At 34.2% G+C, this 19,800-nt stretch carries 22 protein-coding genes and 1 pseudogene; 10 read left to right on the plus strand and 13 right to left on the minus strand.

Features of this window, described 5'->3' with window-relative positions; all coding sequences use genetic code 11:
- Positions 1–6: 6 nt before the first annotated feature.
- Positions 7–2,403, plus strand: a complete 2,397-nt coding sequence (locus tag H600_RS0107665; protein ID WP_026728229.1) for a glycoside hydrolase family 95 protein — start codon at positions 7–9, stop codon at positions 2,401–2,403.
- 172 nt (positions 2,404–2,575) lie between these two features.
- Positions 2,576–3,313 carry a helix-turn-helix domain-containing protein gene (locus H600_RS22525; RefSeq protein WP_051234396.1) on the plus strand — a complete coding sequence of 246 codons (738 nt, stop codon included), beginning with the start codon at positions 2,576–2,578 and terminating at the stop codon, positions 3,311–3,313.
- 265 nt (positions 3,314–3,578) lie between these two features.
- Here the strand turns inward: H600_RS22525 and H600_RS0107680 are convergent, their stop codons facing one another.
- From H600_RS0107680 to H600_RS0107690, 3 genes are all read right to left on the minus strand, one after another.
- Positions 3,579–4,253 (minus strand): hypothetical protein, encoded by a 675-nt coding sequence (locus H600_RS0107680; RefSeq protein WP_026728230.1) that lies wholly within the window; start codon positions 4,251–4,253, stop codon positions 3,579–3,581.
- Between the two features lie 5 nt (positions 4,254–4,258).
- A complete protein-coding gene (locus H600_RS0107685) occupies positions 4,259–5,248 on the minus strand; it encodes an alpha/beta fold hydrolase (RefSeq protein WP_026728231.1) in 990 nt (329 codons plus the stop codon).
- A 252-nt stretch (positions 5,249–5,500) separates the two neighbouring features.
- Positions 5,501–6,601, minus strand: coding sequence for a helix-turn-helix domain-containing protein (locus tag H600_RS0107690; RefSeq protein WP_026728232.1), 1,101 nt, complete (start codon positions 6,599–6,601; stop codon positions 5,501–5,503).
- Positions 6,602–6,800: 199 nt separating this feature from the next.
- Between H600_RS0107690 and H600_RS0107695 the strand changes: the two genes are divergently transcribed.
- Positions 6,801–7,259, plus strand: a complete 459-nt coding sequence (locus H600_RS0107695) for a Panacea domain-containing protein (protein ID WP_026728233.1) — start codon at positions 6,801–6,803, stop codon at positions 7,257–7,259.
- Position 7,260: 1 nt separating this feature from the next.
- Positions 7,261–7,620, plus strand: coding sequence for a hypothetical protein (locus tag H600_RS0107700; RefSeq protein WP_026728234.1), 360 nt, complete (start codon positions 7,261–7,263; stop codon positions 7,618–7,620).
- 8 nt (positions 7,621–7,628) lie between these two features.
- Here H600_RS0107700 and H600_RS0107705 read toward each other — a convergent pair whose 3' ends face one another.
- Positions 7,629–8,174: a CvpA family protein gene (locus H600_RS0107705; protein ID WP_026728235.1), complete on the minus strand. Its 546-nt coding sequence runs from the start codon at positions 8,172–8,174 to the stop codon at positions 7,629–7,631.
- A gap of 200 nt (positions 8,175–8,374) precedes the next feature.
- Between H600_RS0107705 and H600_RS0107710 the strand changes: the two genes are divergently transcribed.
- The 3 genes from H600_RS0107710 to H600_RS0107720 all read left to right on the plus strand — a co-directional run bounded on the left by H600_RS0107710 (position 8,375) and on the right by H600_RS0107720 (position 10,379).
- Positions 8,375–8,731, plus strand: a complete 357-nt coding sequence (locus tag H600_RS0107710) for a hypothetical protein (RefSeq protein ID WP_026728236.1) — start codon at positions 8,375–8,377, stop codon at positions 8,729–8,731.
- 123 nt (positions 8,732–8,854) lie between these two features.
- On the plus strand, positions 8,855–9,874 hold the full coding sequence (gene pheS, locus H600_RS0107715; protein WP_026728237.1) for a phenylalanine--tRNA ligase subunit alpha: 1,020 nt from the start codon (positions 8,855–8,857) through the stop codon (positions 9,872–9,874).
- Between the two features lie 97 nt (positions 9,875–9,971).
- A complete protein-coding gene (locus H600_RS0107720; protein WP_026728238.1) occupies positions 9,972–10,379 on the plus strand; it encodes a hypothetical protein in 408 nt (135 codons plus the stop codon).
- Positions 10,380–10,535: 156 nt separating this feature from the next.
- On the opposite strand, the gene H600_RS0107725 is transcribed toward H600_RS0107720, so the two are convergent.
- The 3 genes from H600_RS0107725 to H600_RS0107735 form a co-directional block, all read right to left on the minus strand.
- A complete protein-coding gene (locus tag H600_RS0107725) occupies positions 10,536–11,531 on the minus strand; it encodes an NAD(P)H-dependent glycerol-3-phosphate dehydrogenase (RefSeq protein ID WP_026728239.1) in 996 nt (331 codons plus the stop codon).
- Positions 11,532–11,874: 343 nt separating this feature from the next.
- Positions 11,875–13,032 carry an iron-containing alcohol dehydrogenase gene (locus H600_RS0107730; protein ID WP_026728240.1) on the minus strand — a complete coding sequence of 386 codons (1,158 nt, stop codon included), beginning with the start codon at positions 13,030–13,032 and terminating at the stop codon, positions 11,875–11,877.
- Between the two features lie 175 nt (positions 13,033–13,207).
- Positions 13,208–13,969, minus strand: coding sequence for a type 1 glutamine amidotransferase domain-containing protein (locus tag H600_RS0107735; RefSeq protein WP_026728241.1), 762 nt, complete (start codon positions 13,967–13,969; stop codon positions 13,208–13,210).
- Positions 13,970–14,054: 85 nt separating this feature from the next.
- Between H600_RS0107735 and H600_RS0107740 the strand changes: the two genes are divergently transcribed.
- Together H600_RS0107740 and H600_RS23285 are read left to right on the plus strand one after the other, a co-directional pair.
- A complete protein-coding gene (locus tag H600_RS0107740) occupies positions 14,055–14,960 on the plus strand; it encodes a LysR family transcriptional regulator (RefSeq protein ID WP_026728242.1) in 906 nt (301 codons plus the stop codon).
- Between the two features lie 310 nt (positions 14,961–15,270).
- Positions 15,271–15,450: pseudogene (locus tag H600_RS23285) on the plus strand (PKD domain-containing protein); the annotation flags it as partial.
- A 59-nt stretch (positions 15,451–15,509) separates the two neighbouring features.
- On the opposite strand, the gene nadD reads toward H600_RS23285, so the two are convergent.
- From nadD to H600_RS0107765, 4 genes are all read right to left on the minus strand, one after another.
- A complete protein-coding gene (gene nadD / locus H600_RS0107750; protein ID WP_026728243.1) occupies positions 15,510–16,091 on the minus strand; it encodes a nicotinate (nicotinamide) nucleotide adenylyltransferase in 582 nt (193 codons plus the stop codon).
- Positions 16,092–16,200: 109 nt separating this feature from the next.
- Positions 16,201–16,773 carry a guanylate kinase gene (gene gmk, locus H600_RS0107755; protein ID WP_026728244.1) on the minus strand — a complete coding sequence of 191 codons (573 nt, stop codon included), beginning with the start codon at positions 16,771–16,773 and terminating at the stop codon, positions 16,201–16,203.
- Between the two features lie 94 nt (positions 16,774–16,867).
- On the minus strand, positions 16,868–17,728 hold the full coding sequence (locus tag H600_RS0107760) for a YicC/YloC family endoribonuclease (RefSeq protein ID WP_035108494.1): 861 nt from the start codon (positions 17,726–17,728) through the stop codon (positions 16,868–16,870).
- Between the two features lie 94 nt (positions 17,729–17,822).
- Positions 17,823–18,170 (minus strand): arsenate reductase family protein, encoded by a 348-nt coding sequence (locus H600_RS0107765; RefSeq protein WP_026728246.1) that lies wholly within the window; start codon positions 18,168–18,170, stop codon positions 17,823–17,825.
- A 79-nt stretch (positions 18,171–18,249) separates the two neighbouring features.
- Here H600_RS0107765 and H600_RS0107770 point away from each other — a divergent pair, with 79 nt between their 5' ends.
- On the plus strand, positions 18,250–18,705 hold the full coding sequence (locus H600_RS0107770; protein ID WP_026728247.1) for a DinB family protein: 456 nt from the start codon (positions 18,250–18,252) through the stop codon (positions 18,703–18,705).
- A 32-nt stretch (positions 18,706–18,737) separates the two neighbouring features.
- On the opposite strand, the gene H600_RS0107775 is transcribed toward H600_RS0107770, so the two are convergent.
- A complete protein-coding gene (locus tag H600_RS0107775) occupies positions 18,738–19,220 on the minus strand; it encodes a septal ring lytic transglycosylase RlpA family protein (protein ID WP_026728248.1) in 483 nt (160 codons plus the stop codon).
- A gap of 83 nt (positions 19,221–19,303) precedes the next feature.
- Positions 19,304–19,726, minus strand: a complete 423-nt coding sequence (locus tag H600_RS0107780) for a hypothetical protein (RefSeq protein ID WP_026728249.1) — start codon at positions 19,724–19,726, stop codon at positions 19,304–19,306.
- Positions 19,727–19,800 lie beyond the last annotated feature (74 nt).

Raw genomic sequence — 19,800 nt, forward strand, 5'->3', positions numbered from 1 at the left:
CCAAATATGATAAAAAAAACATTTCTCATTTTACTTCTGGCATTTTACGCAATAAACATTTCGGCACAATCAAATCATGTTTTATGGTACAAACAACCAGCCGAATTTTTTGAAGAAAGTTTGGTTTTAGGGAATGGAAAAATGGGCGCAACAGTTTACGGAGGCGTAAATTCGGATAAAATTGATTTGAACGATATCACGCTTTGGTCGGGTGAACCTGTAAATGCTAATATGAATCCTGAAGCGTACAAAAACATTCCAGCCATCCGCGAAGCATTAAAAAATGAAAACTATAAACTTTCTGAGGAGTTAAATAAAAAAGTTCAGGGGAAAAATTCTGAAAAATACGCTCCTCTAGGAACTTTAGAAATCAATAATTCTGAAAAAGGAAAAGCAACGAAATATTACAGGGAACTTGATCTATCTAACGCAACTTCAAAAGTTAGCTATGTATTAGATGGAGTTGAATATACACGAGAATATTTTGTTTCGGCACCAGATCAAATTATGGTTGTTAAATTGACCAGCAGTGAAAAAGGCGCCTTAAATTTTGATGTCAGTTTAAAAAGCTTACTAAAGTCAGAAGTGCAGGTGCGAAGCAATATGTTGATGATGAATGGTACAGCGCCAATTAATGAACAAGCAGGTTATGTACCACCTTCAAAATATTTACAAATTAAAGAGCGTGGCACAAGATTTACTACATTGCTTCAAATCAAGAAAACCGACGGACAAATTACAAGTTCGAGTGCCGTTTTAAGCGTAAAAAATGCTTCTGAAGTTTATATTTACGTTTCGGTGGCGACAAGTTTTAACGGGTTTGATAAAAATCCAGCTACAGAAGGATTAGATGACGTTGCAATTGCAGTACAAAATCTGAATAAAGCGGTCGCTAAACCATTCGATAAATTAAAAGAAAACCACATTGCTGATTATCAGAAATTCTACAATCGTGTCGATTTGAATTTTGGAAAAACAACAGCGCCAGATTTACCAACAGATGAACGTTTACTACGCTACGCAGACGGGAAAGAAGATAAAAATCTAGAAATCCTCTATTTCAATTTTGGACGCTATTTGTTGATCAGTTCTTCGAGAACTATCGGAGTTCCGGCCAACTTACAAGGACTTTGGAATCCGTATTTAAGTCCACCGTGGAGTAGCAATTACACGATGAATATTAATCTGGAAGAGAATTATTGGTTAGCGGAAAACACCAATCTTTCAGAAATGCATCAGTCACTTTTGAGTTTCATTAAAAATCTATCAGTAACCGGAAAAGTGACTGCAAAGACTTTTTATGGAATAAACCAAGGCTGGGCCGCCGGACACAATTCTGATATTTGGGCAATGACCAATCCAGTAGGGCAATTTGGAAAAGAAGAACCCATGTGGGCGTGCTGGCCAATGGCGGGCGCATGGTTGAGTACGCATATTTGGGAACATTATACTTTTACCCAAGATGTCTCATATCTAAAAAAAGAAGGTTATCCATTAATGAAAGGCGCCGCCGAATTCTGTTTAGGGTGGCTGATAACCGATAAAAATGGAAATTATATTACATCACCATCGACCTCGCCAGAAAATCAATATAAATTAGCAGATGGTTTTGTTGGTGCTACAATGTATGGAGGAACAGCTGATTTAGCCATGATTCGCGAATGTTTTGATAAAACCATAAAAGCATCAAAAGTGCTGAATACCGATGCCACTTTCAGAAAGAAACTTGAAGATGCATTGGCGAAACTTCATCCGTATCAAATTGGCAAAAAAGGAAATCTTCAGGAATGGTATTTTGATTGGGACGATCAGGATCCAAAACACCGTCATCAATCACAATTGTTTGGACTTTTTCCGGGAAATCATATTACACCATTAAAAACACCTGATTTGGCCGAAGCGTCACGAAAAACACTTGAAATAAAAGGGGATGAAACAACAGGTTGGTCAAAAGGTTGGAGAATTAATCTTTGGGCAAGACTTTGGGATGGAAATCGTGCTTACAAAATGTATCGCGAATTATTGCGCTACGTAGATCCAGACAAAAAGAAAACCGATAAGCCAAGACGAGGAGGAGGAACATACCCAAATTTATTCGACGCGCATCCGCCATTTCAAATTGATGGGAATTTTGGTGGCGCGGCTGCGGTTGCCGAAATGTTGGTTCAGTCAGACGAAAACGAAATCAGATTGCTTCCTGCCTTGCCAGATGCGTGGGAAGAAGGTTCTGTAAAAGGAATTTGTGCCAGAGGCGGATTTGAAATTGAAATGAATTGGATGAATAAAACAATTCAGAGAATGACGATTTCTTCTAAAATCGGAGGAAAAACCACTTTGATTTTTGGAGATAAAAAACAAGAAATTGTTTTGAAGAAAGGAGAGAAGAAAGAAATAGTTTGGTAATTTTAATTCTGTAAAAATGGAATGAGTAAGATGACCCAGACTCAATGTGTTTTGATAAGAGTGTTGATATATAGTGAATTAAGGTAAATGTCGGGTAAATGACGTGATAAAATTGAATAAAATTCGTGAAGTGTTTTAAAACTGAGATTTAATTTTGCTTAAAAGTTTCAAAATGATTCAACAGCCAGAACTAGGAAAGAAAATTGCAGATTACAGAAAATCAAAAGGATTTACTCAAGAAGAACTTGTGGAGAAATGTAATCTGAATGTACGTACTCTTCAGCGCATAGAAGCTGGAGAAGTTACTCCTAGAAATTATACGGTAAAGTTGATTTTTGAAGTATTGGAACTTGATTTTGAAAATTCCTTAAATTCTCAAAACGAGAAATCAAAAGGGAGAATTGAAAAGGGGCTCGAGCAATTTTATATAAGTTTCATTGATTTATTTAATTTAAAAACAAACACTATGAAAAAAGTATCAATTTTATCAATAACAATATTTACTTTAATATGGGCGATTACGTCTTTAACAAGCCAGACTTTTGCACAAGCTAAAGCTCAAAAACAAATTGAAAAGTCTAATTTAGATTTTATTAAATGGTTTAACAGCGGTGAAATAAACTCGTTGGTTAGTTTGTATCGCGAAGATGCCTGCCTCGTTTCTAGAGGCTGTGGTAAGGATTTCATTAAAAGTTACTACAATGTTGAAGCGAGTAAGTTTAAATTTACTGAATTAAAATCGACAAGTATTGAGGTTAATGATACCGTTGCTATTGAAAAAGGTAAATGGAGTGCGATTTTAAACTCAGGTCTGCCAATAGGCGGCGAATATACATCTGAATGGAGATTAACTAACAATGAATGGCTGATAGTAAGTGAAACTTCAGGATTACAATTTGATAAAAAGTAGTCTAAAACAAATAGTTTAAACCCGATAGGTTTTCAAAACCTGTTGGGTTTGTTTTTTTAAGCTTCGGAGAAGCAAAATATTTATAGAATAAAATAGAATTTGCAAAACAGCTCCAGCGGAGCGACATATAATTTTTCGCAATTAAATATGTCGCTCCGTTGGAGCTCTTTTTCTGTGTGTGATTGGATTTCTATAAATATTTAGCCTCTCTGAGGCTTCTCAACATCATGGAAAGCTCTTTGTAAATATTTGGTTAAGATGAAGTTTAATCCAATTTATAACTATATCCAATCTGCAAATAAAACGGAATTAACGGTGTAGTCTCAAAATCCTCTGTCATGACTTTTCCAGCTCTTAAAGTCAAATCGCTTTTGGCAAAAGAATAACCACCTTGAATTCCGAAATTAAAATTGCCACCCGTTGTCGGTTCAAACCAACCATTTTTTACATCGGGATAAACTTCCTTGTATATTTCGCTATGCTGAAAATGTGTTACAATGGCTTGATCAAAACCAAATTCGCCTGCGACAAACCATTTCGGTTTGTAATAACCAATTGTCGTTGAAGCAGCAGCACCAAAGTTCTGCAAAGTCACCAGCGGGTTTCCGTAACGCCTATAAATGGCATGAATTGCTGCATTGAAATGGAAATTGTTAAATTGATACACATTAATTTGTCCTCCGATTTTTGTTTTAAAATCATCAAAAATGACTTCGCCCGAAGCAAACGAAAATGAACTTTCCAAAATAATCGGCATTTCGGTTTTTAAATGATAGCCATAACCGAAACCGTAAACAAAACTATAATCCCATCCAGCGTTTACACTCAAAATATGTTTTTCTTCAGTTTTTAGATTTTCCCAGTTAATGGTTTGGGCTTGTAAAATGTTAGATGCGAAAAGTGAAAAGAGAAATGTGATTAGTACTACTATTGCTTTCATGATTATTATTTTAGATTATTTAAATAATTCAACACTAGCGGATGCACATTTTCCCATTTGAAATAAATCATTTCATGGCCCGTTCCTTTAACTTCGGAAATTTCTGAATTCGGAAAATAAGCAGCTTCTTTTTGGGCAAAACTCAAACCATAAGATTGATTTAGCTCGCCGTACAAAAACAAAACTTTAGTTTGATACTGATTGAGATTTGTGGTAAAATCAAAACCATCATTTTCGGCAATATCAGTGAAACTTTCTAAAACTGTTGTTCCAATTCTCCAAAAAGGCGACGGTCCCGGAATACCTTCTTTATTGTTTTTGGCATAAGAAAAACTCGAAGAAATACCGTATTTGTAATCTAGAATCTCATGCTGGTTTTCTTTCCCAGTTATAAACTGATCGACATATAAGAGATTGCTGGTAACTTCGGAGAAGATGTTGATTTTTCGGCTCATTTCGCCATAATCATCAAGTAGTTTTTTGTTCAGTCCGCCCGGTTCCGCCAGAATTAATCCGTTGATTTTATCGGGATATTTATTGACGTAAGCCGTTCCCAGCATTGCGCCCCAAGAATGTCCAAAAAGAAAGACTTTTTGATCTGCAGAAGTTCGATAGTATTTAATGACTTCAGTTAAATCATCTAATACAAGCTGAATGGAATAGGTGTTTTTATCATGTCTTTTAGATAAACCAGAACCGCGTTGATCGTAAAAAATCACATAGTAACCTTCGTTCGCGAGCTGTTGCACATTTAATCCGTTGCGATAATCAGAACCGGGACCGCCGTGCAGAAAAATCAGCATTGGATTATTTGGGTTTCCAAAAGTTTGTGCGTGAAGTTGTGTTCCGTTTACAAAAATGGAAGGCAGTGAGGCATCTTGATCAACCGTTTTGGGAACTAACTTTCCAACACCATCAATTTCATTGTCGTTTTCACAACTTAAAAAGAAAATTGAAAGGACTACAACTGCTGAATATAACATCTTGTTTTTCATTGCATAATTTTTAAAAGTTTATGCAAAGATGTTGTTCAGACTAATATTAGTCGCCCCAACTTGTAAGGTGGTTCTTTTTTTTAAAGAGGCTAAGTTACTAAGATGCTAAGTCGCTAAGCTTTTTTATTTGCTCGCAATTTTTTTTGCCACAGATTAAAGGATTAAAATGATTAAAAAAAATCTGTTTAAATCTGCGGAATCTGCGTGAAATAAAAAATCTTTGCGACTTAGCGCCTTTGCGAGATTAAAAACTTATTTCAAATACTCGGAAGGAGAAAGTCCGGTTGCTTTTTTGAAATTTCGGTTAAAAGCCGTTTTCGAATTAAAGCCGCATTCAAAAGCAACAGACAGCAAGGTGAATTTTTGATTTTCGGGCAAAAGAATCTGTTTTTTAAATTCTTCTACACGCTGTAGATTGATATAATCATAAAAGTTTTTTTCTTCGGCTGAATTGATTACCTGCGAAAGAACATTCGAGTGAATATTTAATTTTTGAGATAAATCAGCTAAAGTCAAATCAGGATTTTTGTATAGTTTTTCATCTTCCATAATTTGAGTTAATTTTTGATGAATGACCTGAAGTTCTGAAGTGGTCAAACTTGATTTTTCGTATTTAATTTTTTCAGAAGGATTTTCATTTTTGATGTTTTCGACAGAAGAAACTTCGGGAATTTTGTTTTGATGAGAGGTCTGATTTGTAAAAATCCCAACTTGTTTGATCCCAAAATATCCTATGAAAATCACATAAAAAACCACAAACGTAAAAATGTATTCGTCGTTAAATAAAATAACAACAATCCAAATAATACTTGAACCGAGAATCAAATATTGAAGCCAGCGGAGATTGATTTTTTCGATGGAAGAAAACGCTTCTGAAATGTTTTTTCTATGTTTAGAAAGTTTTCGAAGAGAAAGCAAAGCATACGATATTCCTGAAATTAAAATGGCACTGTATAAAATCAGAATTGTAGTTTCATAACCTTTTCCTTCATTCTGAAAAACGTTTAATTTTTCTTCGAAAGAAAGACTGAAAAACGGAATCAGAATTAGAAACGCCAGTACAAAAGGCAAGAAATGTAAAAGATTGTATTTTCTATTCTGATTTTGATTGGTCAAAGCTGAAGTATACAAAAACAAAAATGGACCTTGAAGTAAAGGCATTGGCAATTCAAAACCTAATAAAAACGGAAATGAGACAAAGTCTTTTTTATAGTGCAGATAATACAAAAACAAATGAAATCCGGTAAAAAACAGCCAAAATGCTAGAATTTTATCGGCTTCGCTTTTGTCTTTTTTGCTTGCAAGAATAACAACCAGAAAAAAGGTAATTATTATGCCAATCAAGTACAACATAAGGTTTTGATTTTTGGTTAAATCGGTTGTTGGAAACAGGAAGCAAGATACTTTATTTTGATCAATTTTTTGTAGTTCGTTTATTGCCAAAAAGTAAAGTTTTTAAAGCAAAATCATTCATTTACACCAGGATAACTTTTCTGAAATTTTGACGGGAATTTATTTTAAGTAACTTTGAAAAAACAATAATTCTAAGACAATGGCTTATAATCCTACAACAGTGGCCAATTATTTTATAGGAAAATATTCCAAGGACGGAAATTTAACACCTATGAAAATAATCAAACTGACCTATATTGCCTATGGCTGGTATCTTGCGCTGACCAATAAAGAAGAACGATTGATTGATGAAAAACCAATTGCTTGGGATTTTGGACCCGTTTTCCCATCTTTATATTACAGCATCAAGCAATACAAAAAGAATATTATTACAGAACGAATTCCAAATCCGATTAAAAACGAAAAAATTTCAGCGGATGACGAGAAATTCTTAGACAAAATCTGGGATTTATATGGAAGATTTGACGGAATTTATTTGAGTGCTTTGACGCATACAGAAGGAACGCCCTGGACGAAAGTTTATCAAAAAGATACAAATGCCGTGATTTCTGACAATGATATTTACGACCATTACAAAACCAAACTTAAACCAATTTAAGATGGCCCTAGATCTTAACCGAATTTCAATAGACAGTTATTCAGCCCTGACTCCCGAAGATTTAACCAATGCCAGAACCCAAAATCAGATTTTGGAAGATCGTTTAGGAAATGCTAAAGTGGGCCGATTTTTAGAAGATACAAAGTTGAGAAGACATTTAACTTATATTTTCTCTTTTATCATTTTTTTGTGGCTGGCTTCGGTAATTTCGATTTTATATTTTAATGGAAATCTACTGCATCTCAATCTTTCAGAAAATGTTTTGATTACTTTGCTGACAACTACATGCGTAAACGTAATTGGAATGATGTTGATTATTTTGAAGAATTTGTTTCCAAAACCAATAGGTGATTCAGAATAAAAACAGAATTATCCTTTTTCAGTTTCAGAAGTTTCTTCCGATTTTTTTGTTTGGTCTTTTTTGAAAGAATCATACCATTTTTCAATTGATGGATAGACAAAAGCAGCAACTTTTTTTACCGGATTGTAAAAAATCGATTTGTCTAAAGTTTCTTTTTTAGCGAAAGTGTTATTGAAGTTTATTTTTTCGAATAAAGCAATAAAAATACTCAAAATCAAAATGGTTTTTAAAACTCTGAAAAAACCGCCACCAAGCTTGTTCATCCAGCCCAACATGGCAAAATCTGCTATTCCGGTCAATATTTTGGCTAAAAAATAAACGCCAATTACTACCAAAATAAAAGTCAAGATAAAAGCAGTAATCTGAATATTTGTTGGATTCCAAGAAACATGTTTTGAGATCATTCCGGTCATTAAAGACGAAAATTTAATCGCCAGATAAATTCCCAATAACAGCGAAATAAAAGAAGCAACTTCTACAAAAAGTCCGTTTTTAATTCCTTTATACAAACTAAATATTAAAAGCGCGCCAACAATAATATCAAAAAAACTCATGTTTTGGTTTTGTGTTAATGAGGCGCAAAGATAGATTTTTTTTTGAGGGACAAAGGCTCAAAGTAACAAAGCGACAAAGGTTTTATCTTGTAGGCGGTTAATTTTTTAAGCGCATTGAGATTGAAGTCCGTATCTTTGCGAACTAAAAATTTATGTTTTGAAATTTATAATTTACAATTCATAATTCACAATTATAAAAAATGTCTAGAGATACACAATTAAAAGAGCGATGGGAAAAGCTCGTTGATATACTTTCAAATCAGTTTTCGCAAGGAGAAGATTTAGATTTGGATGCCATAATTTACCTTATCGGAGTTCAGGAATACGGAAAAGTACACCGTGAATACAAGAAAGACGAAAAACTGAATTTAATGCACATAGCAATTTGCCGATTATTAGAACCGTACGGGTTTTACGAATTTGAGTATTTTGATGAAGAAGGATGGCCGCATTACAAAGTAAAAGAACAATTGCCACCGTTAAAAGCAGGAGAACAATCGGTTTTGATGAAAGAAGCCATTGTAAGTTATTTTTTAGAAAGAAAGCTTATCGAGTAGTTTTTAGTCACAGTTGACAGCAGTAGTTTGCAGAATTATTGATTTGAAAGCTGAAAACTGCGACTGTGACTGCACACTTTAAACTAAAAACACTAAATTTGTATTCTCAAGAACCGAATGAAAATGATAGATAAGATTAAAGATTATATTGGGGAAGCCCAATCTTTTTCAACAGAAAACAAAGAAGAACTAGAAGCATTCCGTATAAAATTCTTAGGAAAAAAAGGCGTTTTGAACGATTTTTTCGCAGAGTTTAAAAAGGTTCCAAACGATCAGAAAAAAGAATTTGGACAAGTTGTAAATGCATTAAAAAATGCTGCTGAAGAAAAAGTGAAGTCAATTGTTGAGGCTTTGGAAAGCAAAGAAGAAACAAAAGGCGTTTTTGGCGACTTGACTCGTGCAGCAGAGCCAGTAATTATAGGCTCTCGTCACCCTATTTCAATTGTTAAAAATCAGATTATAGATATTTTTGCTAATATCGGTTTCAACGTTTCTGAAGGTCCAGAAATTGAAGACGATTGGCACAACTTTACTGCATTAAACTTGCCGGAATATCACCCAGCGCGTGACATGCAGGATACATTTTTCATTCAGACAAATCCTGATGTTTTGTTACGTACGCATACATCATCGGTTCAGGTGCGTTATATGGAAAATCACAAACCGCCAATTCGTACGATTTCTCCAGGACGTGTTTTCCGTAATGAAGCAATTTCATCTCGTTCGCACTGTATTTTCCATCAAGTGGAAGGATTATACATTGACAAAGATGTTTCTTTCGCTGATTTGAAGCAAACATTGCTTTATTTTACAAAAGAAATGTTCGGAAAATCTAAGATTCGTCTTCGTCCATCTTATTTCCCATTTACAGAGCCAAGTGCTGAGATTGATATCTATTGGGGATTAAAAACGGAAACGGATTACAGAATCACAAAAGGTACAGGTTGGTTAGAAATTGGAGGTTGTGGAATGGTAGATCCAAACGTTCTTAAAAATTGTGATATCAACCCAGATGAATACAACGGATTTGCTTTCGGAATGGGAGTAGAGCGTATCGCAATGCTTTTATACCAAATTGGCGATATCAGAATGTTTTATGAAAACGATGTTCGTTTCTTAGAGCAGTTTAAAGCAAATATTTAATTTTAAGTCAAAAGTCGAAAGTCCAAAGTCGAAAGTCTCATAGTAATGACTTCAAACTTTTGGACTTTCGACTTTCGACTTTATGACTTTTGACTTAATGAAAAAAGATATAATAATTCCAGAAGTTGAAAATGTTTTTCTTGCTGCAGTGCAGGAATGGAGCGACGATTTTATGGAAAAAGTGTGGTACGCTTATTTAGTAAATGACAGCGACTTTAATTTAGACAGCGTAATGGTAGTTTCAAAAGCGTTTGGAACTATTGATGGTGAAATGAAAAAAACTTCGATTTTGCGTCATGCTTTTGTTGAAGTTCCTTCGGTTTCTGTTGTAAAAGTAGAATTGATAGAAAAGAGTCTTTTAGCGCTTAATAATGAATTTATGGTGACTTTCTTCATCGGGAATACTTTGTACGATAAGAAATTCATTTTTAAAGCCAATTCAATCAATGAAAGCGCTACGGAAGAAGTGCCGATTTTGTTTGTTGAAGGGGTTATGGTGAAGTAAAGATCTAAAAGAGCCAAGAAGCAAGAAGAAAGACTAAACTGAGATTTAATAGAATAAAGAAGAAAGAGCCAAGACTGAAATTCAGTTTGGCTCTTTTTTTTATCTCAGTAAAGAAGTCTTTTTTCTTTCTTCTTTCTTCTTTTTCTTCTAAAAATTTTAATCCAAAGACTCCGTCAATTTCTTGAAAACCGTTTTAGCATCTTTTCCTTCGTATAAAACAGCGTAAACAGCGTCTATAATTGGCGTTTTGGCACCGTAACCTTGATTTAGTTTATAAGCACTTTTTGTTGCATAATAACCTTCAGCAACCATGCTCATTTCCATCATAGCGCTTTTTACCGTATATCCTTTTCCAATCATATTTCCGAACATTCTATTTCTTGAAAAAACAGAATATCCTGTAACTAATAAATCGCCCAAATAAGCCGAATCATTAATGTTACGTTTCATTTTATGCACTTTTCTGATGAATTTTTTCATCTCGCGAATCGCATTACTCATCAAAACCGATTGGAAGTTGTCGCCGTAACCTAAGCCATGTGCAATTCCGGCAGCAATAGAGTAAATGTTTTTAAGCATTGCAGCATATTCGGTTCCGATAATGTCATCCGAAATTTTAGCTTTGATGTAATTGCCAGAAAGTGATTTTGCCATATTGCAAGCTTTTTCAGGGTCGCCACAAGCAATCGTTAAATAAGAAAGTCTTTCTAAAGCGACTTCCTCTGCGTGGCAAGGCCCTGTAATAACTCCAATGTTATAGTATGGAATATCGTATTGAATATGGAAATGTTCTCCAACAATTAAGCTAGTTTCAGGAACGATTCCTTTAATTGCCGAGAAAATAATTTTATCTGCCAAAGAAACCGTCATGTTTTTCATTTCGGCATCTAAAAAAGCTGATGGGATAGCGAAGATCAAATAATCTGCATATTCAATTGCTTCGTTGATATTGTTAGTTAATTTAAGTTTTTTAGTGTCAAATTCTACTGAACTTAAATAATTTGGGTTGTGTTTGTATTTCTGAATGTGCTCTATTGCAGCATCGTTGCGCATATACCATGCAATTTCCGATTGATTTACGCATAACATCTTTGCAATTGCCGTTGCCCAGCTTCCTCCTCCAATTACTGCAAATTTTAAATTTTCGCTCATTATTTTAATAATTTAAAACAAAAGTACTTAATAATGTAGTAATAATACAAAATCTGTTTTAAGAAATTTATAAAAAGCCCTTAAAAGCCTCACTTTTTCAAGTGGTTAAAAAAAAAATTAAAAAATATTTTATACCCTATACAATAAAATAACAAACCTTGCGTTGTAACTGATTATAAATTAAAATTTTAATGAGTTTAATAAAAATTGAGTTAGTTAGTTTTGTTTTAGTATTGTAAAAAGGCGTTCCTAAATTATTTTAAGAACGCCTTTTTTAGTTTTCAGTCGCAGTCACAGTTTTCAGTGATATGCTAAAACTGCAAACTGACATTGGATACTGTGACTAATAAGAAAGTTCAACAATCGATTTTACTTTGTCTAAAGTAACCAATTGATTTTCACCTAAACCTTTCCAGCCTCTTTCTTCAAAACGATTTACAATGAAATCAGCTGTGTTAGAATAGTCGTTTGTGTATTGCGAAAGTTTGGTATCCATTCCCATTGTATGGAAAAATTCAACTGTTTTGTTGATGGCTTCTTTTGCTGCTTCTTCATCTGAACCTGTTAAGTTGAATATTCTTCTTCCATATTGAGCTAGTTTGCCTTTTTTGGTTTCAAACATAACTTTGTATAAGCTTGGGCCAATAATGGCTAAAGTTCTTGCATGATCAATTTCATAAAGTGCTGTCAATTCATGGCCAATCATATGAGTTGCCCAGTCGCTTGGAACTCCTTTTTGGATTAATCCGTTTAAAGCCATAGTACAACTCCACATAAAATTAGAAGCCAAAGTATAATCAGTTGGGTTTTTGACAACGCCTGGGCCAACTTCAATTAGCGTTTGTAAAATACCTTCGGCAATTCTGTCTTGTAGAAAAGCATCGTGTGGGTACGTTAAGTATTGCTCCATAACATGTGTGTAAGCATCTACAACACCATTTTCGATTTGTCTTTTTGGTAAGGAGGCAATTACTGTTGGGTCACAAATAGAGAATTTTGGAAATAAAGCACTTCCGCCAGAAGACAATTTTTCTTGGGTTGCTTCAATTGTTACTACATATCCAGAATTCATCTCGCTTCCCGTTGCTGGAAGTGTCAAAATGGTTCCGAAAGGCATTGCATTTTCTTTGATCAAGATTCTTTTTTGAAGAATATCGAGTGGGTTTCCTTCAAAATTTACTGCAGCCGAAATAAATTTCACACCGTCAATAACAGATCCACCGCCGACAGCCAGAATAAAGTCAATTTTTTCTGTTTTGATTACATCAACGGCTTTCATTAAAGTTTCAAATCGCGGATTTGGCTCAATTCCACCAAACTCTACGATTTCAAAACCTTCTAAATTATTGATAACCTGATCGTAAATTCCGTTTTTAAAAATACTTCCGCCCCCATAAGCCAATAAAATTTTAGCATCTTTTGGAACTAAAGTTGAAAGTTTTTCAATTTGTCCTTTTCCGAAAATTAAATTCGTCGGATTATATAATTCAAAGTTTAGCATTTTTTTTTAAGTTTCTAAGATGCTAAGATTCTGAGGGACTAAGTTTTTTACTTAGTGGATTCAGAATCTTAGTATCGGGTTGATTTTATAGTTTTAATTTTTTGACAAAAGACCGAACTGCTAAAGTCTTAGTCCCGAAGCCTCGGGATAGCGTCTCAGTCCCTTAGTCCCTTTTTTAATTTAATTTCTGCAATAATTTTCCAGCTACAAGTTTAGACGATGCAGGATTCTGGCCTGTAATTAAAAGCCCGTCTTCAACTGCATATGGTTGCCAGTTTGGTCCCTTAGAAAATATTCCTCCATTTGAAGCTAAAGCATCTTCTAATAAAAACGGAACTACTTTTGTCAAGCCAACTGCTTCTTCCTCTTCATTGGTAAAACCTGTGATTTTTTTGCCTTTCACTAAATAGTGACCGTTTACTTTTACGTTTTTCAAAACTGCTGGAGCGTGACAAACAAAAGCTACAGGTTTGTTATGTGTATAAAATGATTCAATCAGTGCGATTGAATTGTGGTCTTGAACTAAGTCCCAAAGCGGCCCGTGTCCTCCTGGGTAAAATACCGCGTCATAATCTTTTTGATTAACAGTTGAAAGTTTCAAAGTATGTTTTAATTTTTCTTGTAAAACTTTATCTGCGTCAAAACGTTTTGTGTCTTCTGTTGCTGATGAAGGATCAGCACTTTTTGGATCAATTGGTGGCTGGCCTCCAAGCGGAGATGCAATTGCGATTTCAACGCCTTGGTCTAATAATTCATAATAGGGCGCAGCAAATTCTTCAGACCAGAATCCGGTTTTTTCTCCTGTGTTGCCCAGCTTATCATTGCTGGTTACAACAAATAATACTTTTTTCATACCTTTTTTATTTGATTTTTGTGCCAAAGCCGATGTGCTTATAGCTGCAAATGCAATTATCGCGAGTAATGCTATTTTCTTCATAATATTAAATTTTCAACAAATTTACGGCTTAGATGATATCAGTAAAAATAAAATAAACTATGTTTGTTATAAATAAATTTATGTCATGGTCAATTTAGAATGGTACAGAACATTTAAGGCGGTTTATAAAAACGGAAATTTTTCAGTTGCCGCCAAAGAGTTATTTATGAGCCAGCCTGCAGTTAGTCAGCAGATTTCTATGCTTGAAGCTCATGTTGGAAATAAATTATTTATTAGGAAGTCAAAAGGCGTTGAGCCAACAGAATACGCTAAGTTACTGAATAATTTGATTATAGATGCGCTTGAACGTCTTGAAAATGTGGAAACTAGCTTTAGGTCTAAAGCCGAAGATGCTAATCGTTTAATATCAGTTGGTATTTCGAAACACCTTTTTGATTGTATTGGAGATCTTTTGATTTCGAAGTTCGATTTAATCGATTTTACTTTTGCTGAAAACGACGAACTTTTTGCATTGGTAGATGCCAAAAAACTTGACTTTGCAATTACGACAAAAAGGTTTGATACTTTTGATACAACCTATGAAATTGTTGGAAAAATCAAATTGATTTTAGTCGCTCCAACAAGTTTAGATATAACAGAATTCCGTCAACGATTAAAATCGGATAATTTTACGGAAATAGAGCAGTGGCTCAATGGACAAAAATGGTACAGTCATGATGCGCGCATTCCGCATATAAAATTATTCTGGTTGCATGCTTTCAATAAAAAGCGTCCATCGATGGTTCCGAATTACATTATTCCTTCAGAATCTGAAATGCTTCGGCTTTTATCTAAGCATGAAGGAGTTGCCGCCACATGGAATTGCAATGCACGAAAGCTTATTAAAGAAGATAAATTGCAATTGGTTTGGAACAGTTTTCATGTGCCAGAAGAATTTGTGTATTTATTGGCTCCAAAAAACAATAATTTGAAATCGTTTTTTGATATTATTGAGAAAGAATTAAAATTGTTTTTTGGTAACAGATTGTAATTAGTCTCGCTTTTTCTTCATAATAAACGATTGTTAAAAACCGGAATTTTCTCTCTTTTTTTATGTTTCTTCTGTAAATAGTATCTTTGAGTATATATACCGCTAAATTTCCAAACTTATGAAAAAGGTTACAACAATTTTAATGTTTACTTTGATGTTTTTTATGATTATCTCCTGCAGCAAAAGTGATGATGCGGCAATAGTAGATTGTTTCGGAGACTCAATATTGACAGAGTTAAAACATTCTGCAGATGGCACAAACACAAAAATAATTAATTATTCAATACACTAGAGTGGTAGCAATACTGTAACTTCTGTAAAATGGACTTTTGGAGACGGAACGGCTGTTCAAACAGTAACCGGAACAACAGGAGCTGTATCGCATACATATACTGCCGCAGGGACTTATGAAGTGAAAGCGGATGTGACAATTTCCAAAGGAGGGGGGAGCTGTACAGTGAGTCCAAAGAAAAGTGTTACTGTGAATTAACATAAAATGCAAAGCCTGAATTTAAAGTTCAGGCTTTTTTATTTTGTTGCTTTGTATATTTACTTTTTGTAAAAATTATTGTGATCAATATAATCCCAAACCTTTGGAGGTAACAAAGGCTGAATATTTTTGCCTTCTTTAATGTTCTTTCGAATAAAGGTTGAAGAAATCTCTACAATCGGCGCATCGATAACATGAATTTTTGGATGCGATTTTAACTCGACATTTTCAGGCTCTTCTGAGATTCTCGGATACACATAAATATCATGATTTTCTAAAATCACATCATAGTTTCTCCATTTATGAAACGTTTTCAGATTGTCTTCGCCCATAATCAATGAAAATTCATGATTTGGATATTTCTCTTGCAAATGAGCAAGTGTAATAACTGTATAGCTTGGCTGGGGCAATTTAAATTCAATATCCGATGGTTTTATCTTTGGATAATCTTCTGTTGCCAGAAAAACCATTTGAAGGCGTTGTTGGTCGTCTAGCAAAGTAGCTTTCTTCTTTAACGGATTATGAGGTGTAACCACCATCCAAATTTGGTCTAAACCAGCATATTCTGCCATGTGATTGGCAATGATCAAATGACCAACATGAATGGGGTTGTAAGTTCCGAAATATAGACCTATTTTCATTTTGTAGCGTTTCGCAGAGTCTCGCTAAGATAACACAAAGATTCGCAAAGTTTCTAATTAAGCTTCGCGAATCTTTGTGTTTTGTTTTGTATATCTCTGCGGAATAAAATTATTTACTTACGAAATCTTTTACCAATTGGTGGGCTTCCTGCAATGCTACTGGCAAATCATAGTTTTTAATGATTACATCAAATTGTGGTGCAGTTGCCAATTCAACCGAAGCTTTTGCAATACGCATGTTAATTTTGTCTTCGCTCTCCGTAGAGCGTTCTTTCAACCTACGTTTAAGTTCGTCAACACTTGGCGGTTTAACAAAAACGGCTAAAGTCTGTTCTGGAAATTTATGCTTAATACGAAGTCCGCCGGCAACATCAATGTCAAAAATTACATTTTTTCCTAAAGCCCAGATTCTTTCAATTTCTGATTTTAAAGTTCCGTAGAAGTTATCACGGTAAACTTCTTCCCATTCTAAGAAATCTTCAGCTTTTATGTGTTTTTTGAATTCTTCTAAAGAAATGAAATAATAATCTTTTCCGTTGATTTCTCCCTCACGTGGATCGCGTGAAGCGGCTGAGATCGAAAATTCCAGATTTAAATCTTCTTTCCCTAGCAAATGTCTTACGATAGTTGTTTTTCCTGATCCCGATGGTGCTGAAAAAACAATTAATTTTCCTTTGTTCATTATTGTTATGCTTTAAGCTTTAGGCTGTAGGCCTTAGGCTTTAATTTGATTTCGTTTTTAGCTTATTGCCTATAGCTTAAAGCTTACAGCGTTTTTACAAAACATTCAAAACCTGTTCTTTGATTTTCTCCAATTCATCCTTCATCATCACAACCAATTTTTGCATTTGAGCGTGATTTGATTTTGAACCCATTGTATTGATTTCACGTCCCATTTCCTGAGTGATGAAACCCAATTTTCTACCGTTAGCTTCGGTCCCGTTTAAAGTTTCTAGGAAATAGTCCAAATGGTTTGTTAAGCGCACTTTTTCTTCGGTAATATCTAATTTCTCTAAATAATAGATTAATTCTTGCTCAAAACGATTTTCATCGACATTAACCTGCAATTCTGAAATAGCAGCTTGCAGACGGTCTTTTATTGCTTGAATGCGCTCTGAGTCCAAAGCCAAAGTATCGTTCATGTATTGGCGAATGTTTGCTATGCGAAGATTGAATTCTCTTTCAAGAGCTTCTCCTTCATCTTTTCTAAAACTTAAGATGTTTTGTAGCGCTTCATCAATTGTAACCTGAATTTGATCCCAATCATTTTCATCAATTTCTTCGCGTTCTGTTTTTAATGTATCAGGCATACGAACAGCCATTTTCATTAATTCAGTTACGTCAGCATCAGGATAAACTTCTTGTAATTGCGCGATATAATTTTTTACAACAGGAACATTAACTTTAGTCGAAGTTTGCTCGGCAGTACTTTCAATATAAATGCCGAAATCAATTTTTCCTCTTTCAAGTTTGGTTGAAATCAAAGTTCTTAAACCCAATTCCATTTCGCGATAAACTGAAGGCATTCGCACGTTTAAGTCAAGGCCTTTGCTGTTTAGCGATTTTACTTCAACCGTAATTTTTTTTGTAGGCAATTGCAAAGAAGCTTTGCCAAACCCTGTCATAGATTGTATCATATAATTGAGTATAAAGGCGCAAAGATAATTAAAAGTTTGCTGCTTTGTGTTGTAAATTGTTAATCAGTTTCGTACAGTAATATTTTTATTTTTCTTACGATAATGCTTTTATTACTTCGGCTACATTTTTTTGGCTGTTGCCAATGTAAATTTTGCCGTCAATAATAAAAACCGGACGACTTAAGAAAGTATAATGCTCCAAGATATATTTTTTAAAATCTGCCTCTGTCAGATTTTTGTTTTTTAAGTCCATCGACTTATACAATTGTGCTTTTTTGCTGAATAAAGCCTCGTAGCTTGCAGAAAGTTTATACATTTCTTCTAGTTGTTCTTCTGTAATCGGTTCTTGTCTGATGTCTTGAAAGACTAAATTGTTTTCAGGCAAACTTTTGATGATTTTGCGACAAGTATCGCAAGAGGCTAAATAATATATTTTGTTCATTTTTTACAAATTTTGTTAGACATACAAAGAAAATCCATTTGAAGCTTAAAATTGCCTAATTTTAGAAAAAAATATAGCTATGAATCCAGTTTTTGATGTACAGAAAACGATTAGGCAAAATTTGCTTAAAATTTTAGACAATCACTCACTCGAGCAGTTAAATAAGATACCGCAGGGCTTCAGCAATAATTTGATTTGGAATATTGCCCACTGTGTTGCCACACATCAGGTTTTGGTTTATAAATTATCCGGACTTCCAACAATGGTTCCGGAAAAATTTATCGAAAAATACCGAAAAGGTACTAAACCAGAAGGTGATGTTTCTCAAGCTGAAGTTGATGAAGTGAGAGCATTGCTCCAATCTACGTTCGAACAAGTGCAAAAAGATTATGAAGCTAAAATATTCAAGACTTATCGTGAATACGAGACCAGTGTTGGTTTTACATTACGAAATGTTGATGGTGCTTTGAGTTTTAATAATTATCACGAAGGGTTGCATGTCGGAATTGCAATGAGTATTCGCAAGTTTGTTTAAAAATAAATCCTGCTTTTGGCAGGATTTATTTTTTATTCTATAATGGTTTCAATTGTCACTTTCATAGCGCCGGCGCCTTTACTTTTTGTAATTTCCATAAACGCACGTTTTGAAAGATCTATTTCGCGAGTTTTTACAAATGGGCCACGATCGGTGATTTTTACAATTACAAATTTTCCGTTAGCTTCATTGGTTACTTTCACACGAGTTCCAAAAGGGAGTTTTTTATGAGCCGCGGTATATTTGCTATTGCTGAAACGACTTCCGTCTGCGGTTTTTTTACCATTAAAACGATCAGCATAGTAGGAGGCGTGAGCGTTTTTTTTGTAAACTTTTAATTTTAATCCTTTATCTGTAAAGACGGAGTCTGTTGGCAAAGGTATTAAGGTAGGTTTTGTTATAGTATCTTGAGTTTTTGGCTCGATAACGGGCTTGGTTTGGCTTATAACGAAAGTAAAGCAACATATAAAAGTTGCCGTAAGCATCGTGAGTATAAAGTTTTTTTTGTTTTTCATGGGTTATTTTTTTCAGACTTGGGGAGTTTGTACAAATAATATGCCATTATAAAAAAAGTCCTACAAAATTAGGACTTTTTTGTTTAGAACCATAAGTTCCAAGGAATTCTGCTTAAAATAAGCAATAATCCTAAACCGTAAAAAATAGCAAAGGTTTTGAATTTTGCTTCGCTGTTTATTAATTTTTTATGTTTTGACCATCCTATGGTGATCAAGATGATTGCAATAATGTTAATTAGTGGGTGCTCAAGTGAAGTAAGTCTCAACTCAGCATTAGACATTTCTCCAAAAGCGGCTTTTCCAAGCGGAGATACAAAATAAAGGATTAGACCAATTAATAATTGCGTATGAGTTCCAATTAAAGCAAATAATGAAATTTTGCGGTCTTTGGCAGTGAATTCTTTTTTAGAATTTAAGCCTATTATAGCATTTACAACTGCAACTAAAAGAAGCAATAAAGCTAAATAAGCCCAGCCTGAGTGAAATTTTTGTAAAAAATGATACATAATTGTGTTTTTTGTTTAAAACAAATATAGAAAAAAAGGCTATAAAAAAAACGGCATTAAACTAAAAGTCAATG

The organism is Flavobacterium denitrificans DSM 15936 (genome assembly GCF_000425445.1).
Classification (GTDB): domain Bacteria; phylum Bacteroidota; class Bacteroidia; order Flavobacteriales; family Flavobacteriaceae; genus Flavobacterium; species Flavobacterium denitrificans.

Bases quoted from the DNA above. Each gene is read 5' to 3' on its own strand.
- H600_RS0107665 (WP_026728229.1), top strand. From the start codon at position 7: ATGATAAAAAAAACATTTCTCATTTTACTTCTGGCATTTTACGCAATA.
- gmk (WP_026728244.1), bottom strand. From the start codon at position 16,773: ATGAACAAAGGAAAATTAATTGTTTTTTCAGCACCATCGGGATCAGGA.
- H600_RS0107710 (WP_026728236.1), top strand. From the start codon at position 8,375: ATGTCTAGAGATACACAATTAAAAGAGCGATGGGAAAAGCTCGTTGAT.
- H600_RS0107780 (WP_026728249.1), bottom strand. From the start codon at position 19,726: ATGTATCATTTTTTACAAAAATTTCACTCAGGCTGGGCTTATTTAGCT.
- nadD (WP_026728243.1), bottom strand. From the start codon at position 16,091: ATGAAAATAGGTCTATATTTCGGAACTTACAACCCCATTCATGTTGGT.
- H600_RS0107720 (WP_026728238.1), top strand. From the start codon at position 9,972: ATGAAAAAAGATATAATAATTCCAGAAGTTGAAAATGTTTTTCTTGCT.
- H600_RS0107770 (WP_026728247.1), top strand. From the start codon at position 18,250: ATGAATCCAGTTTTTGATGTACAGAAAACGATTAGGCAAAATTTGCTT.
- H600_RS0107730 (WP_026728240.1), bottom strand. From the start codon at position 13,032: ATGCTAAACTTTGAATTATATAATCCGACGAATTTAATTTTCGGAAAA.
- H600_RS0107700 (WP_026728234.1), top strand. From the start codon at position 7,261: ATGGCCCTAGATCTTAACCGAATTTCAATAGACAGTTATTCAGCCCTG.
- H600_RS0107690 (WP_026728232.1), bottom strand. From the start codon at position 6,601: ATGTTGTACTTGATTGGCATAATAATTACCTTTTTTCTGGTTGTTATT.
- H600_RS0107735 (WP_026728241.1), bottom strand. From the start codon at position 13,969: ATGAAGAAAATAGCATTACTCGCGATAATTGCATTTGCAGCTATAAGC.
- H600_RS0107775 (WP_026728248.1), bottom strand. From the start codon at position 19,220: ATGAAAAACAAAAAAAACTTTATACTCACGATGCTTACGGCAACTTTT.
- H600_RS0107740 (WP_026728242.1), top strand. From the start codon at position 14,055: ATGGTCAATTTAGAATGGTACAGAACATTTAAGGCGGTTTATAAAAAC.
- H600_RS0107725 (WP_026728239.1), bottom strand. From the start codon at position 11,531: ATGAGCGAAAATTTAAAATTTGCAGTAATTGGAGGAGGAAGCTGGGCA.
- H600_RS0107705 (WP_026728235.1), bottom strand. From the start codon at position 8,174: ATGAGTTTTTTTGATATTATTGTTGGCGCGCTTTTAATATTTAGTTTG.
- H600_RS0107760 (WP_035108494.1), bottom strand. From the start codon at position 17,728: ATGATACAATCTATGACAGGGTTTGGCAAAGCTTCTTTGCAATTGCCT.
- H600_RS22525 (WP_051234396.1), top strand. From the start codon at position 2,576: ATGATTCAACAGCCAGAACTAGGAAAGAAAATTGCAGATTACAGAAAA.
- H600_RS0107680 (WP_026728230.1), bottom strand. From the start codon at position 4,253: ATGAAAGCAATAGTAGTACTAATCACATTTCTCTTTTCACTTTTCGCA.
- pheS (WP_026728237.1), top strand. From the start codon at position 8,855: ATGATAGATAAGATTAAAGATTATATTGGGGAAGCCCAATCTTTTTCA.
- H600_RS0107765 (WP_026728246.1), bottom strand. From the start codon at position 18,170: ATGAACAAAATATATTATTTAGCCTCTTGCGATACTTGTCGCAAAATC.
- H600_RS0107695 (WP_026728233.1), top strand. From the start codon at position 6,801: ATGGCTTATAATCCTACAACAGTGGCCAATTATTTTATAGGAAAATAT.
- H600_RS0107685 (WP_026728231.1), bottom strand. From the start codon at position 5,248: ATGAAAAACAAGATGTTATATTCAGCAGTTGTAGTCCTTTCAATTTTC.